Genomic DNA, 15,876 nt, shown 5'->3' with positions numbered 1-15,876 from the left:
TATAATATGTTTCCTTGTTAATTTTCTTGAATTTCACTAAATCAAAATTTTTATTTTTAAATGCTTTGCAATTATTAGATAGTGGACATTTATTGCAAGTAGGGTTTGTAGGTTTACAAATTAATGCACCCAGTTCCATCAAAGCTTGAGCATAATCGCTTGATCTTTTTGTCGATGTGCCAAAAATTTTTTTTTGATCTTGTAAGAATTCTTTTTTAATTTGACTTTGTTTCTTTAAATATAAGTATCTTTTTAATACTCTTTCAATGTTTCCATCTAAAGGAATTATTGGTTTGTTGAATGCAATTGCTGAAATTGCACTTGCTGTATAATCACCAATACCTGGTAATGATTTTAATTCATAAAAATCTCTAGGTATTTTTTTATTGAATTTTTTAACAATTATTTGAGCAGTTTTTTTTAAATTTTTAACTCTTGAATAGTATCCAAGACCTTCCCAAAGTTTGATTAATTTTCTATCATTATATTTTGATAACTTTTCAATATTAGGAATATTTTTAATAAATCTATTAAAATAAGGTATCACAGTAGCAACCTGAGTTTGTTGCAACATGAACTCGCTAACCAATGTAAAGTATTGTTTCTTTTCTTGTGAAACCTTATTTCTCCAAGGTAAAGATCTCTTATTTATATCGTACCAATTGAGTATTTTATTTGTTATTATTAGATCTTTCATATGCAATTTAAAAATAATACTAAGCAGAGAAATACTAGCATTCAAGGGTTAAGATCTTTCAAAGACACTTTGCCAAAAAATGTAAAAAAAATTATTAACAAAAAAGGTCATATATATTCAGAAACACTCAGTAATTGGAAATATTTAGTTGGGAATGAATTGTTTAAAGTCTGTTTCCCAAAAACATTCAAAAACTCAAATCGATTTGGTGTGAGTACTTTGGTTGTAATGGTTAAGAGGGGCCATGAAGTAGATGTAGAATATTCAAAAAAAAATATTTTGGACAAAATGAATAATTTTTTTGGCTACGATGTTGTTGAAAAGCTTAAATTTATTAGCTTTGATGACGAACAAAAAACTAGCAGTTTAAATGAAATTAATTCTAATAATGTGGCAATTAGTAAATATCGAGATAAAATTAAAGATGTTAAAAACGAAAAAATTAAAAAATCATTAACAGAATTAACAAAAGTTTATAAAGAAAAATGAAAAAAATTATATTACTTGCCATAATTGTTTTGGGAAGCTTTTCAAATTTAAATGCTGAAGAAGTAAAAAGAATTATCGTTGGAAATAAAGACGCAAAAATAACTATAATTGCGTTCGAGTCGCTAACTTGTAGCCATTGTGCAAATTTTCATAAAGACGTTTATCCAGAACTTAAAAAAGAATATCTGGACACAGGGCTTGCTAAAATAGAGTTTAGACACTTTCCTTTAGATATTGCCGCCTTCAACGCTTCAAAAATTGCCCAATGTAAAAATGATGGTAATGCTGATATTTTGGAAAGTTTATATGCTAACCAACAAAAATGGGTTAAAGGAAGCTCTATTGAAGAAGCAAATAAAAATCTTCAAATATTTTTAAAAAATGAAGGTTTCTCCATCGATTTTGAATCTTGTGTGAATAACAAAAATATTGAGGATTTTGTGTTAAATGACCGAATAGAGGGTGCAAAAAATTTCAAAGTAAACGCAACCCCTACGATAATAATAAACAACGAAAAATTCGAAAAAAAACTTAATTATAAAAATTTGAAAAAAGCACTAGAAAAAATGATATAAGTTAGTGCATGGAGTTTAAAAAAATCCAATTAAATGGATTTAAATCATTTGCTGAAAAAACTAATTTCTTAATAGAAGAAGGTCTTACTGGAATAGTTGGTCCTAACGGCTGTGGAAAGTCTAACATAGTAGAATCTTTAAGATGGGTAATGGGAGAAACCTCTGCAAAAAGTATGAGGGGTTCAGGAATGGAAGATGTAATTTTTTCAGGTACATCTAATAAAGCATCAAAAAATATTGCTGAAGTTTCGATAGAAGTAGAGAACAAAGAAAAAGAAGGTCCCATTCAGTATCGTGAATTAGAAAACATTCAAGTTAGACGAAAAATTGAAAAAGATAAGGGTTCTAAATTTTATATTAATGATAAAGAAGTAAGGGCAAGAGATGCTCAAATGTTTTTTGCAGATCTTTCAACGGGCGCACATTCTCCTTCTATGATTAGTCAAGGAAGAATTGGAGCTTTAGTGACAGCAAAACCTACTGACAGAAGAGCAATACTAGAGGAGGCTGCTGGAATTTCTGGTTTACATGTAAGAAGACATGAAGCTGAACTTAGACTTGGCGCAGCCGAAAATAATTTAAAAAGAGCTGATGAATTACGAAGGCAGCAAGAAAAACAATTGGCAAATCTTCAAAAGCAAGCAGAAGAAGCTACAAAATACAAATTAATTTCAGAAGAAATAAAAAAAATAGAAGCTGGATTATATTATTTGAGATTATTGGAAATTGATAAGGAAATTAAAGTTGAGAATGAAATCAATGCTGAAGCGGAAGGTGAAGTAGAAGGTTTTAACAACCAGATATCTGAGCTTGAAAACTTAATAAAAATCTCAACAGATAAGGTTGCACCACTAAGAGAAAAAAATATTGAGAATTTATCTAGAATACAAAGATTGAATTTAGAACTTCAGAGCCTCGATGAGGAAAATACTAGGATTCAAGACGAGATTGAAGGTATTAAAAAATCAATCCAAACTTTAGATGAAGATATAGCAAGAGAAAAAGGAATTATTATTGATGCTAACTCTAATGAAAAAAGATTAAAGGAAGAAAAGTCAGACTTAATTGAAGTAGATTCAAAATATTTTGAAACAGAAAAGTTATCAAACGAAGATCTAGAAAATGCAAAAAATGAACTTGAAAGAGAGCAAAAAGAAGTTGACGAAGTTGTTAATAATTTAGCTGACGATACAATTAAAATAAGCATTGGTCCTATAAAGAATGTAAAAAATTCAATTACTAGAGCAAAAGAATTAATTGATAGTAATGAGATAAATCAAGCAGTTACATTACTCGATAGATGTAATATGGAATTAGACAATTTTATTAATGATTTAAAAAATGAAAAATCAAGAACAGAGCTATTAAGTGTAAATGAGAAATCTCAAAATATAAAAATACTTCAAGAAAAATATGCTGATGCATATAGTAAAAATCAATCAATAAAAAATGAATCTGTCAAAAGAAATGAAAGAATAAAAACTATAGAGACTGAAATAGCAAGCTGGAAAAATCTTTTATCTAATTCAGAAAAAATGGTTAATGAATTAACTGAAAGAAAAAATAAATTGTCTAAACAATTAAATGATTTAGAAAATCAACCAAGAGTTCAAGCGGAAAGAAAAGGTCAAATTTCAGAAAATTTGAGAATTTCAGATGAAGAAAAAATTGATAATGAAAAAATAATAGAAGAAACTGATAAAAAAATTGAAACGCTAAGAGCACAATTAAATGAAATCCAAGAACAATCTATTCAAATTAGAGAAAGAAAAGCAAGCTCAGGTGCAACTGTTGAAGGTTTACAAAAAAGAAAAAATGATTTGCTTGATAGAATAAATACAGAATTAAATTTAACTGAAGAAAATATTTTAGAAAATTCAAATTTATTTGGAGTTGAAGAACTTCCAAATCATATTGATCAAGAAGATGCTTTAGATAAAAAGAAACAAGAGAGGGATCAATTAGGTTCAGTTAATTTAAAAGCAGATGAAGAAACTAGTAAATATGAAGAAGAAATAAAAAAAATGGAACAAGATCGTAGTGACCTTGTTACTGCAATAGTTAAACTTAAAGACAGTATTAATGAGCTCAATCAAAAAGGAAGGGAAAGACTTGTTGAGGCATTTGAAAAAGTTAACAGAAAATTTAATGAGGTTTATACAAAACTTTTTAATGGAGGAAATGCCAAGCTTGAATTAGTAGATTCTGATGATCCATTAGAAGCTGGTTTAGAAATGTTAGTCAGTCCTCCAGGAAAACGCCTTCAATCTATAACTTTGCTATCTGGAGGTGAACAGGCCTTAACTGCCCTATCTTTAATATTTGCAGTATTTTTAACAAACCCTTCTCCAATTTGTGTTTTGGATGAGGTAGACGCCCCCCTTGATGATGCTAACGTAACAAGATTTTGTAACTTGCTTGAGGAATTAATTAAAATTACTAACACTAAATTTATTATTGTTACTCACCACGCCTTAACAATGTCTAAAATGAACAGGTTATATGGAGTAACTATGCCACAAAAAGGGATAAGCCAATTGGTTGCTGTAGACCTTCAAAAAGCAGAAAGTATGGTTGCTTAACCAGAATAAATGGCAAAAGACCCTTTTAAAACTCGCTTAGAGATTGCAAAAAGCAAGATTTCCAAGAAAAATCTTTATAACAAGAAGGATAATCCCTCGCCTATAGGAACTGCATTCAAATTGAGCACAGAACTTGTTTCTGCAGTGGCCGTCGGGACAATTATTGGGTTTATTTTTGACAAGACCTTTGGTACTAAACCCTGGTTTATATTAATATTTTTTTTTGTTGGGGTGATCGCTGGAATAACAAACGTGATTAGATCAGCAAAAAAGATGCAAAAATAAGTTAGTACTATGGCAGCAAACCCGATGTCCCAATTCGATGTTTATAGAATTGGACCTGAAATAAAAGTTGGAGCATTTGATATATCTTTTACAAACGCGAGTTTGTTTATGATTATAAGTACAGTTTCTATTTTATTAATTTTTAATTTAGGATCTAAGAAAAATTCAATCTTACCAAATAAAATTCAATTATTAGCGGAACTTAGCTACACCTTTGTTGCTAAAATGATTAGTGATACAGCTGGTTCTAAAGCAAAACCATATTTTGCATTTATTTTTTCATTGTTCATGTTTGTTTTATTCTGCAACATGTTTGGAATGATACCCTACACATTCACTGTAACTAGTCATATTATCGTTACATTTGTTCTTGCTGCATTTATCTTTATTGGCGTAACAGTAATTGGATTTATTAAACATGGTTTTGGATATTTAAAATTATTTGTACCAAGTGGAGTACCAGCAGTATTACTTCCTTTAATAGTAGTTATTGAAATTATTTCTTATTTAAGTAGACCAATAAGTCTATCAGTTAGATTATTTGCAAATATGATGGCTGGTCACACGATGATGAAAGTTTTCGGAGGCTTTGTAATTAGTCTTGGAATAGTTGGTGGATGGCTTCCACTAAGTTTTTCGGTTGCATTAACTGGTTTGGAGATATTAGTTGCTTTTCTTCAAGCATATGTTTTTGCAATTTTAACCTGCATCTATTTAAATGATGCATTAAATTTACACCATTAATAACAGAGGAGGATATAATGGAATTAGAAGCAGCAAAAATGATCGGAGCAGGTTTAGCAGCAATAGCTTTAGCTGGTGCCGGTGTTGGTATTGGAATAATTTTTGGAAATTATTTATCAGGTGCTATGAGAAACCCATCAGCAGCTCAGAAACAATTTCCTAACCTACTTTTAGGTTTTGCACTTGCTGAAGCAACAGGATTATTTGGATTAGTTGTTGCATTGATTATTTTATTTGCGTTTTAAGTAAATGGTCAAAAAAATATATCTTCATCTAATATTTTTAAGCTTCTTTTTTATTAAAGAAGCTTTTGCCGCTGAAAGTGGAGGTATGCCTCAATTAAATCCAGAGTTTTGGGTTTCTCAGATTTTCTGGTTGGTGCTTACTTTTGGGATAATGTATTTGGTTTTATCTAAATTAATTCTTCCAAAAATTAGTAACAACTTAGAGTCTAGAAAATCTCAAATTCTAGAAAATATTGAGGCAGCTGAAAAACAAAGGGAAGATAGTGAGACCAAGCTTAAAGAATATGATCAAATAATTTTAAAAAGCAAAACTGAAGCTAATGCTATGTTTAATCAAGCTAGAGAAAAGGCAGTCAAAGATATAAACGCTAAAAGAGACGTTCTTGATAAACAAATAGATGACGAAATAGCTAAAGCGGAAAAAGAAATCCAAGCTTTAAGAGATAATGCGCCTGACAAAATAAATAAAATTGCTATAGAAACGTCATCTGAGTTACTTCAGAAACTTATTGGTGCTGAAGTAAATAATAGCAGTATTTCAGCAATTGTTGACGATCTATCTAGAAGAAATGGAGATAAATACTATGGCAATTGATGCAACTTTCTGGGTAGCTATTTCATTTGTAATCTTCATCGGGGTTTTAGTTTACTTTAAAATTCCACAAAAAATTTCTCAAATGCTTGATGGTATGATTTCTGATATCAAAAATGAGATAGATGAAAGTGAAAAATTGAGAACAGAAGCAAAAACTTTACTCGATAATGCTCAAAAAAAATTAGATACCGCTACTTCAGTAAGTAATGAAATTTTGGAAAATGCAAAAAAAGAGTCGGATAAATTAATAATAGATTTAAACGATAAATTTCATAAATCATCAGAAATTAAAAAAAGTTTGGCTGAAAATAAAATTAGCCAAATGAAAGAGGCTGCATTGAAAGAAATAAAAGATGCTTCAATCAAAATAGCGGTAGACTCAGTAAAAAAAATCATAACCACATCAGTTGATAAATCTAAACTGGATGCTGTATTTCAAAAAAATTTAGAAGAAACTAAAGAACAGCTAAAAAAAATAAACTCATAATACGGTTACAATTTCCTGAAAAAACTATAAATTACAGCAATGAATTGTATAGTTATTGGTTCTGGATTTGGTGGTATTGCTGCAGCAATAAGACTAAGAGCCAAAGGACATAAAGTAAAATTAATAGAAAAACATTCAGATCTAGGTGGAAGAGCCAGAGTTTTCAAAAAAGATGGTTTTACCTTTGATGCTGGGCCAACAGTAATAACAGCTCCATATTTAATTAACGAACTATTCAGTTTGTTTGATAAAAATCCTGAGGACTACATAAAACTAACCCCACTTAAAATTTGGTATCAATTTGTTTTTGAGGACCAAACTAAATTTAATTACTCAGGTGATGAAATAGAAATGAAAAAACAAATCGAAAATTTAAATCAAGAAGATGTTAAGGGGTATGAAGATTTAGTAAATTTTACCAAAAAAATTTTTGAGAAAGGATTTTTAGAACTTGCAGATGTTCCATTTGATAGACCCTTTTTTATGATGAAACAGCTGCCAGCATTATTAAAACTTAAGAGTTATAAATCAGTTTATTCATTAGTATCGTCTTATGTAAAAAATGAAAAATTAAGAAGGATGCTTAGTATGCATCCACTTTTGGTTGGTGGTAATCCGTTCACAACTACCTCAATTTATGGGCTAATTCTTTATTTAGAAAAAAAATGGGGCATTCATTATTCAATGGGTGGTACGGGAAATATAATTAAAGGATTTGAAAAGTTAATGGAGGAAATAAAAATCGAAATAGTAAAAAATACTGAGGTAAAAGAAATTATTACTAAAAATAATAAAATTACTGGTGTTGTAGTTGAAAATGAAGAGATTATAGAAGCTGATAATGTTATTTGTAATGCCGACCCTCCTGCTTTTTATGAAAAGATGACTAGTAAAAACTTAAAAAATTCAATGCTGTTTGATTGGAAACAAAAGAGGATGGATTACTCAATGGGTTTATTTGTTTATTATTTTGGAACCAAAAAAGTCTATGAAAACGTTGAGCATCACACAATTAAATTTGGAAACAAATATAAAGAACATCTGGATGATATTTTTGATTATAAAAAATTAAATAACGATATTAGCTATTATCTACATAGACCTTCTGCAACAGATAAGAGCATGGCTCCTGAGGGTAGTGATTGTTTTTATGTATTGGTGCCAGTTCCAAATAATCAATCAAATATAGATTGGCAAATAGAAGGTGAAAAAATGAAAAATCTTGTGGTTGATAAAATGGAAAATGATTTAATGCCAAATCTTAGAGATAATATTGTATCAGACTTTTATCTTACACCTGATTATTTTGAGAAAGAACTAAATACAAAATATGGATCAGGCTTTTCAATTCAGCCTAAATTCACTCAATCAGCTTATTTTAGATTTCATAATAAATCAGAGATTTATGATGGTTTATATTTTGTTGGTGCTGGAACTCACCCAGGTGCGGGAGTACCAGGAGTACTTTCATCAGCAAAAGTATTAGATAAATTGATCTAGAATGTTAACTAAAAATTATTTAGCAACATATGCAAAATCATTTAATTGGGCTGGTTTTTTTTTACCAAAAAAAACTTATGATAAATGTTCTGCGCTTTATGATTTTTGTAGAGAAGCAGATAATATTGCAGATGATCCAGGAAAATTAGAAGACAAAATAATTAAATTTGAAAACTTTAAGAAAGATTTTTTAAATAAAAACTTTCAAAACATTGTTATTAAAAATATTTGGGAACTTATAGATGAATTTAATATTTCAACAAAAGTAATTAATGATTTATTTGATGGGATTAATTCAGATATTAAAGAAAGAGTGGAATTAAAATCAAAAAAAGAGTTATTAATTTACTCTTATAGAGTAGCAGGTACAGTTGGTTTAATGATGGCAAAAATTTTAAAAGTTAATAAGACAAATTCCTTGAAATCAGCTATCGATCTCGGAATAGCAATGCAGCTTACCAATATTTCAAGAGACGTAATTGAAGATAAAAATAATAAAAGAATTTATATAAATGAAAATTTCAACGATATCAAATCTACCATTTCTTTATCTGAAAGATTTTATGAAAATTCTTTTTACTCAATTAAAGAAATACCTTTAAGTTTCAGATTCTCTATTTTAGTTGCAAGACGAGTCTACAGAAAAATTGGACACAAAATAATTAATAAAAATAATTTAGAAAATTATAAAAATTCTGGAAAAATTTATGTAACAAAAATTGAAAAAATTATTGAAACTTTTTTATCAATTTTTGATTTAATAATTTTAACATTTACAAATAAAAATGATAATAACATTGAACATGATCATTCATTAATTAATGAAGAGATAAATTTAAATGAAAGATTTTGATTACATAATTATCGGTGGTGGTTGTGCAGGTTTGTCTTTGGCTTATGAACTTGAAATTTCTGATAAATTAAAAAATAAATCTTTGGCTATAATTGAGCCTAGGGACGAATATAAAAGAGACAAAACTTGGTCATTTTGGAAAGTGTTTCCACATAATTTTGATGATTGTGTAAAAAAAAGTTGGGATAAGTTTTCTATAAACATTCCTAATGATACAAAGTTTATTGATTGCAAGCTAACACCTTACCAATCTATAGATGCTGGAAAATTTTATGACAAAATTCTTTCAAAACTTAAATTAAATGAAAATATAAAATTTTTTAAGAATATTAATGATATTGAATTATCAAATTCAATAATTTTTAACAGCGTTCCAAATTTTGAAAATAAGACAAATAATTTGTGGCAACATTTTTGTGGTGTAGAAATTGAAACAAAAAAAGATTTTTTTGATGACCAAATATTTAACTTAATGGATTTTGCGTGTGATCAAAAAAATGAGGTTCATTTTTTTTACACTTTACCTTTTTCAAAAAAAAGTGCTCTTGTGGAAACTACCTGGATATCAAATTTAAGTAATGAAAATATAAAAGATTATGATAATCAAATAGATCAATACTTAAAAAACCATTTAAATATCAGAAATTATAAAATCAATTTTAAAGAAGAAGGCTCTATACCTTTATTTAGAAATAAAAATTTAAAAAAATTAAATGAAATATATATTGGATCAGCTGGTGATATGACAAGGTTAAGCACGGGTTATACTTTTTTAAATATTCAGGAACACAGCAAATATATAGCAGAAAACATTGAAAATATTTCTAAGGCTAAATTGTTTAAAATTAAAAAAAAATATGATTTTTTAGACAATATTTTTTTGAAAGTTTTAAGAAATAACTCTTCAGATATGGGGGAAATTTTCTTTAAAATGTTCAATAGTTCACCTAAGACTGCTATTAATTTCTTATCTAATAAAAGTAATTTTTTTGAAGATTTAGAAATAATTTTAAAAATGCCTAAATGGAAATTTTTAAAAGAATTATTTTAAATGACTAATCAATTAATTAAAAAAATTAATCTTAATCATTCATTTATATTTTTTTTGCTAATTAATCTATTTTCTGTCGTGATGTTTAGATTAAATTATTTAGATATTTCATCATCAATATGCTTATTTTTAATTTTAACTATTGGAGTTTCACACGGTGCATTAGATAATATTAAAGGTAAAAAACTTCTTAAATTATTTAATTTTGAAAGAATATATATTTTCTATATCTTTTATATTTTTATAGCAGTTTGCGTCATTATTATTTGGTCACTTTTACCTGCAACCACACTGTTAGTTTTTCTTATAGTTGCAGCATTTCATTTTGGTAAAGAAGATACACAATTTTTAATAAACAAAAAATCGTACTTAATTCAATTATTATACCTTTTAAAAGGATCCCTCATAATTCTTGCCCCTCTTTTTTTTCATTTTGATGATACTGTGAAAATATTCAAATCATTACTTGTTGTTAATGAAAATTTTTATTTATTCTTAGAATTTTTAGAAGATAAAAAGATAATCGAGATATCAATTATTTTGAGTTCATTATCAAGTATATTTTTATTTATTGATAAGTTTGAATTAAAAAAATTTACTATTTTTTTTGATTATTTCTCAATTATAATTTTAAATTACTACTTTACTCCTTTAACAGCTTTTACAATTTATTTTTGTTTTTTACATTCTGTGAGGCACTCTATTTCACTTGCGATAGACCTTGATGAAAACAATCTCCAAAATGGAATAAAATTATTTATTTTAAAGGCTTTACCACTTACTCTTTTAACAATCTTTATTTCAATAATTGTATTATTTTTATTAAATGACGTTAATTATATAGATGATGCAATCTTAAAACTAATTTTTATTGGTTTGGCGTCTTTAACCTTTCCACATATATTGCTGGAATATTTTTTAGAGTAAAATGAAAAACAAACAAATTAAAATTTTACTTTCTGCTCCAAGAGGTTTTTGTGCTGGTGTTGAGAGAGCTATAGAAATTGTAGAAAAATCTATTCAAAAATATGGATCGCCAGTTTATGTTAGACATGAAATCGTTCATAACAAGCATGTTGTTGATAATTTAAAAAATAAAGGTGCCATCTTTGTTGAAGAATTAGAGGAAATTAATGACAAATCTAGACCTGTTGTTTTTTCTGCGCACGGTGTTCCAAAAAAAATACCAGAAGATGCTGAAAATTATAAAATGACTTATGTAGATGCTACTTGTCCACTAGTTTCTAAAGTTCATAGAGAAGCGGAAAACTTAAATAAAGCTGGTTATCATATTATTTTGATTGGACATGAGAACCATCCAGAAGTAATAGGTACTATGGGCCAATTAGCTAAAGGATCTATTGATTTGATTCAAAATGAAGCTGAAGCAATGGAGTATAAAACCAATCATAAAGAAAAATTGGCTTATATAACTCAAACAACACTATCTGTTGATGATACTAAAGAAATAATAAAAATTTTGAAAGATAGATTTACAAACATTAAAGAGCCAGCAAAAGAGGATATTTGTTATGCAACAACTAATAGACAAATGGCAGTAAAAAATATTGCAAAAAAGTGTGATATGTTTTTTGTAATAGGTAGTAGAAACTCTTCAAATTCAGTTAGACTTGTTGAAGTAGCAAAAAAATCAGGTTGTCAAAATTCACAACTTTTTCATTCTGAAAGTGAAATTCCTTTTGATCAAATACAGAATTCAAATACTATTGGTATATCATCAGGAGCATCAGCACCCGAAATTCTTGTAGAAGATTTTATTAATGAATTAAAAAAAAAATTTTCTATAAATGTTGAGGAAGTAGAAATTATAAAAGAAAATGTAGTCTTTAAAGTTCCTAACAAATTAAATTAAATGGCTGTATATACTAAGATAAATCAGAGTGATATCGATATAATAAACAATAAGTTTAATATTGAAAAAATTTTAAGTTTCCAAGGAATTACTAAGGGAATTGAAAATTCAAATTACATTTTAAAATCCAAAAATAAAAAGTTTATTCTCACAATTTTTGAGAAGAGAGTTCTTCCAAAAGAGATTCCTTTTTTTATGAAATTAATGGATCATTTAAATGATTCAAAAATTAATTGCCCAAGACCACTTAAAACCAGAAATAAAAATTATTTAATTAAACTAAAAAATAAAACAGCCTGTATTGTCACTTTCTTAAGGGGAAAAGATAAAAAGAAAGTTAACGAAAGTGACTGCTATGCTATTGGAAAAGCAATAGCTAAAATGCATATGGTTACTAAGAAGATAAAATTTACTAGAAAAAATTCAATGGGTCTAAAATATTTAAAACCTTTACTCCAGAGTATTAAATTTAAATCAAATAAAGGATCAAATTTGAAAAAATTTTTATTTAATAATTTTAATGATATTAAAAAAAATTGGCCAAAAAAACTTCCTTCTGGGATTATACATGGTGATTTATTCATAGATAATATTTTTTTTAATAAAAATAAGCTGTCGGGAATTATAGACTTTTACTTTGCTGCTAACGATTACTATATGTATGAAATAGCAATCTGCATTAATGCACTATGTTTTGATGAAAAAAATAAAAAATTTGTAATTAATAAGAAGAAAGTTGATAAATTAATCAAGGGATACAACAGTGTTAGGAAAATTAAATTAAATGAAAAAAACAATTTAAATATTTTGTGTAGAGGTGCTGCTCTTAGATATCTGTTAACTAGACTATATGATTATACAAATACTCCAAAAACAGCATTAATCAAAATTAAGGATCCAAACGAATATTATCAAAAACTTATTACCCATAACAATTTGAATAGTTTTAAAGATTATTTAATTTAATGATTAAAATTTATACTGATGGCTCATGTTTAAAAAATCCAGGTAATGGTGGATGGGCAGCAATAATATGTACCGATAATGAAGTGAAAAAAATAAGTGGAAGTGAAAAAGATACGACAAATAATAGAATGGAATTAATGGCGACAATCAATGCATTAAAAGAAGTAAATTCTGAAGATTTGATAGAAATCTATACAGATTCTAAATATGTTAAAAATGGAATTACTGATTGGATCCACAATTGGATTAAAAATAATTGGAAAACATCTAATAAAGAAGATGTTAAAAATAAAGATTTATGGGTTCAATTGCATGATTTGAATAATAATTCTAAGATTAAGTGGAACTGGGTTAAAGCTCATGCTGGAAATCCACTAAATGAAGAAGTTGATTTATTAGCTAAAAAAGCTGCAAGTCTAGATTAATTTAAAGAAATTTTCTGCTGCTGAGATTTCACAAGATCCTGTATCTGCTTCTTCCTGAAGTTTAATAACCTTCATGTTATCAACAAACATCGTGTATCTATTAGATCTAATTCCTAAACCCCTGCCACTTTTATCAACATCTGCACCAATTTCTTTTGTGAAATTAAGAAATGGGTCACCCATCATAACAATTTTTTCACCTACATCATTTTGTTTACCCCAAGCATTCATCACAAAGGGATCATTTACTGAAATACAAATTATATGATCAATACCTTTTTCTTTATATTGATCATGCATCTTAATATATCCTGGCAAATGTTTAGCAGAACATACAGAAGTATATGCCCCAGGTAGTCCAAATATTACAACTTTTTTGTCTTTAAAAAAATCTTCTATATTTTTTTTTACAGGCTCTCCATCTTGAAGAACAAAAATTTCTGAATTTGGCAGGTTATCGTTTTCTTTTATTTTCATTTGGCTCTATCTTTAATATGTTCTTTTACTTTTTCAATATCATTTTCAAGAATATCATAATTTTCTTTCTCATTTAATATAAATTGAAGTTCATTTGGCAACTCAGCTTTAACATTTATAGCACTTTGAATTGCATCAGGAAACTTACATGGATGTGCTGTTGCTAGCACAATATTATTGCCATTGAGATTGTGTTTATCAAAAGCTCCATAACCAATTGCAGTGTGAGGGTCTAAAACAATATTAAATTCTTGATAAACAGACTTAATAATATCAAGTGTTTCGGTCTCGCTCATTCTTGCTGATAAGAAATCGTGATTAATTAATTTTAACTTTTCTTTATCAATTGAATATTTTCCTTCTTCTTTAATTTTCATCATGTCTTTTGATGTTTGTTCTGAATTCTTATCATTCAAATCAAAAATAAGTCTCTCAAAGTTACTTGCAATCTGTATATCCATACTAGGAGAAATAGTTTCGGAAACAGTTTCCGCCTCGTAATTACCGTTTGAGATAGCTCTATGGAGAATGTCATTTTGATTTGTTGCAACAATCAATTTATTAATGGGCAAACCCATTTTTTTAGCTAAATAACCTGCGTATACATCTCCAAAATTCCCTGTGGGAACAGAAAAATTAGTGGGTTTAGTGTGATCTTCAATGAGATAATAGCTGTAAAAGTAATAAACACATTGAGCAATAATTCTTGCCCAGTTGATTGAATTTACACCTGACATATTAATATCTTGAGAAAATTTTGTATCAGAAAACATTGATTTAACTAAGTTCTGGCAGTCATCAAAATTTCCTTTAATAGCGATATTAAATACATTTTCATGTTTTCCAGTAGTCATGATTTTTCGCTGAACAGAAGAAACTCGATTATCAGGATGTAGCACAAAAATATTTAAATTTTCTTTTCCTTTTATTGCATCTATAGCTGCTGCCCCTGTATCTCCAGATGTGGCAACTACAATATTAATTTTTTCTTTTTGCTTGCTTAAATAAAATTCATAAAAATTTCCAAGAAGTTGCATAGCAACATCCTTAAAGGCTAGTGTTGGGCCATGAAATAACTCTAAGACTGATCGATCTCCTATTTTTATGAAATCAATTACATTTTCTCTCCTAAAAACAGAATAAGATTTATCAATTATTTTAGACAATTCATCTTTATCCATAAAATTTCCTATAAAAGGAAAAATGATTTTTTTTGCTAAATCTGAATAATTTAGTGACCTGAATTCTTGAATTTCTTTTTCACTATAGTTTGGAAGTGAGCTAGGAATAAACAATCCCCCATCATCAGCAAGACCTTTGATAAAAACATCCTTAAATTCATATGTTTTTGAAGTATTTCTAGTGCTGATGTATCTCATTAATAATTTTTTTTTCTAAAGTATAAATATATTAAAAGAATTGAAATCGCCATCGAAAACCAAGTAATTGCATACTTTTTGTGGTTATTTGAAATTTTAGCAGTGATCACTCTTGGTCTTGGGTTTTTGTAGTTACCGTTTAAATAAATAATATATTTTGAAAAGTTTTTTCCTGTAAATTTTAAAATATCTTCCCGATCTAGTGTAAACCAATAATTTTTATCTACTTCATTCTTGGGTTTGAATGAACTTGATTTTGATTGAAGCATTAAAGTACCAATAATATTTTTTTGATCAACGACGTTAATCTCTGGTTTGTTTTTTTGGTCAAAAGATATCCAACCTCTATTAATTAAATAATCTTCATTTCCTATTTTAATTGGGTTAATAACTTCAAATCCAGGTTTACCAGTTTCGTTAAGATTATAGAGATAAATTTGTTTTTCAAAATCAATTTGTCCTGATGTTTTTATTCTTAAATAATTTTTTTTTTCTACATTTTTAAGTTCAACAGGATCAATCTTTAAAGAATTTTCAATTTGATTGATTAGATCTAATTTCCAACTCAATCTATACAATTGCCAAAAGCCTAATGACAACAAAACTAAAATTATAAAATAAACAAAAACTGAAAATAGAAGCTTATTCTTCAA

Annotated in this window: 19 protein-coding genes; 15 read left to right on the top strand and 4 right to left on the bottom strand. The window is 27.7% G+C overall.

Annotation, left to right across the window (positions count from 1 at the left end):
• Positions 1–697: A/G-specific adenine glycosylase (locus tag ACTTAY_RS06345; RefSeq protein ID WP_440672786.1), on the bottom strand; the 697-nt coding region annotated here is incomplete at its 3' end.
• On the opposite strand from ACTTAY_RS06345, the gene ACTTAY_RS06340 reads away from it, so the two are divergent.
• From ACTTAY_RS06340 to rnhA, 15 genes are read left to right on the top strand one after another with little or no spacing between them, the layout of a single operon-like run.
• Complete coding sequence (locus tag ACTTAY_RS06340; protein WP_440672785.1) at positions 698–1,186, top strand: DUF721 domain-containing protein; 489 nt, start codon at positions 698–700, stop codon at positions 1,184–1,186.
• Entirely contained in the window at positions 1,183–1,761 is a 579-nt protein-coding gene (locus ACTTAY_RS06335) for a thioredoxin domain-containing protein (protein ID WP_440672784.1), read from the top strand. The genes ACTTAY_RS06340 and ACTTAY_RS06335 overlap by 4 nt, the downstream gene beginning before the upstream one ends.
• 8 nt (positions 1,762–1,769) lie before the next feature.
• Entirely contained in the window at positions 1,770–4,343 is a 2,574-nt protein-coding gene (locus ACTTAY_RS06330) for a chromosome segregation SMC family protein (RefSeq protein ID WP_440672783.1), read from the top strand.
• 9 nt (positions 4,344–4,352) lie between these two features.
• Positions 4,353–4,628, top strand: a complete 276-nt coding sequence (locus ACTTAY_RS06325; protein ID WP_075506407.1) for an AtpZ/AtpI family protein — start codon at positions 4,353–4,355, stop codon at positions 4,626–4,628.
• Positions 4,629–4,637: 9 nt separating this feature from the next.
• Complete coding sequence (locus ACTTAY_RS06320; RefSeq protein WP_075506408.1) at positions 4,638–5,372, top strand: F0F1 ATP synthase subunit A; 735 nt, start codon at positions 4,638–4,640, stop codon at positions 5,370–5,372.
• Between the two features lie 17 nt (positions 5,373–5,389).
• Positions 5,390–5,617: a F0F1 ATP synthase subunit C gene (locus ACTTAY_RS06315; protein WP_006997791.1), complete on the top strand. Its 228-nt coding sequence runs from the start codon at positions 5,390–5,392 to the stop codon at positions 5,615–5,617.
• Positions 5,618–5,621: 4 nt separating this feature from the next.
• Entirely contained in the window at positions 5,622–6,212 is a 591-nt protein-coding gene (locus ACTTAY_RS06310; protein WP_075506409.1) for a F0F1 ATP synthase subunit B family protein, read from the top strand.
• Entirely contained in the window at positions 6,187–6,699 is a 513-nt protein-coding gene (locus ACTTAY_RS06305) for a F0F1 ATP synthase subunit B family protein (RefSeq protein ID WP_440672782.1), read from the top strand. The genes ACTTAY_RS06310 and ACTTAY_RS06305 overlap by 26 nt, the downstream gene beginning before the upstream one ends.
• Before the next feature lie 39 nt (positions 6,700–6,738).
• Complete coding sequence (crtI, locus tag ACTTAY_RS06300) at positions 6,739–8,199, top strand: phytoene desaturase family protein (protein ID WP_440672781.1); 1,461 nt, start codon at positions 6,739–6,741, stop codon at positions 8,197–8,199.
• Position 8,200: 1 nt separating this feature from the next.
• Complete coding sequence (locus tag ACTTAY_RS06295; RefSeq protein ID WP_440672780.1) at positions 8,201–9,052, top strand: phytoene/squalene synthase family protein; 852 nt, start codon at positions 8,201–8,203, stop codon at positions 9,050–9,052.
• Entirely contained in the window at positions 9,039–10,103 is a 1,065-nt protein-coding gene (locus ACTTAY_RS06290; RefSeq protein ID WP_440672779.1) for a lycopene cyclase family protein, read from the top strand. The genes ACTTAY_RS06295 and ACTTAY_RS06290 overlap by 14 nt, the downstream gene beginning before the upstream one ends.
• Positions 10,104–11,030, top strand: coding sequence for a Brp/Blh family beta-carotene 15,15'-dioxygenase (locus ACTTAY_RS06285; RefSeq protein WP_440672778.1), 927 nt, complete (start codon positions 10,104–10,106; stop codon positions 11,028–11,030). It abuts the gene before it with no gap.
• Between the two features lies 1 nt (position 11,031).
• A complete protein-coding gene (gene ispH, locus ACTTAY_RS06280; protein WP_440672777.1) occupies positions 11,032–11,976 on the top strand; it encodes a 4-hydroxy-3-methylbut-2-enyl diphosphate reductase in 945 nt (314 codons plus the stop codon).
• The gene (locus ACTTAY_RS06275) at positions 11,977–12,942 is read left to right on the top strand and encodes a homoserine kinase (protein ID WP_440672776.1); all 966 of its coding nucleotides are present in this window, start codon (positions 11,977–11,979) and stop codon (positions 12,940–12,942) included.
• The gene (rnhA, locus tag ACTTAY_RS06270) at positions 12,942–13,367 is read left to right on the top strand and encodes a ribonuclease HI (protein ID WP_440633004.1); all 426 of its coding nucleotides are present in this window, start codon (positions 12,942–12,944) and stop codon (positions 13,365–13,367) included. Before ACTTAY_RS06275 ends, rnhA begins: the two co-directional genes overlap by 1 nt.
• Here rnhA and ACTTAY_RS06265 read toward each other — a convergent pair.
• The 3 genes from ACTTAY_RS06265 to ACTTAY_RS06255 are packed head-to-tail and all read right to left on the bottom strand — an operon-like array spanning position 13,359 to position 15,825.
• Positions 13,359–13,844 (bottom strand): peroxiredoxin, encoded by a 486-nt coding sequence (locus ACTTAY_RS06265; RefSeq protein WP_440618959.1) that lies wholly within the window; start codon positions 13,842–13,844, stop codon positions 13,359–13,361. The two genes, rnhA and ACTTAY_RS06265, sit on opposite strands and share 9 nt — an antisense overlap.
• Positions 13,841–15,223 (bottom strand): threonine synthase, encoded by a 1,383-nt coding sequence (gene thrC / locus ACTTAY_RS06260; protein WP_440672775.1) that lies wholly within the window; start codon positions 15,221–15,223, stop codon positions 13,841–13,843. Before thrC ends, ACTTAY_RS06265 begins: the two co-directional genes overlap by 4 nt.
• The gene (locus ACTTAY_RS06255; protein WP_440672787.1) at positions 15,223–15,825 is read right to left on the bottom strand and encodes an SURF1 family protein; all 603 of its coding nucleotides are present in this window, start codon (positions 15,823–15,825) and stop codon (positions 15,223–15,225) included. The genes thrC and ACTTAY_RS06255 overlap by 1 nt, the downstream gene beginning before the upstream one ends.
• Positions 15,826–15,876 lie beyond the last annotated feature (51 nt).

The organism is Candidatus Pelagibacter sp. HIMB1715 (assembly GCF_052047595.1).
In the GTDB taxonomy this organism is placed as follows: domain Bacteria; phylum Pseudomonadota; class Alphaproteobacteria; order Pelagibacterales; family Pelagibacteraceae; genus Pelagibacter.
The sequence above is the reverse complement of the archived record's forward strand: the minus strand, read 5'-3'. Positions and strand labels throughout refer to the sequence as shown.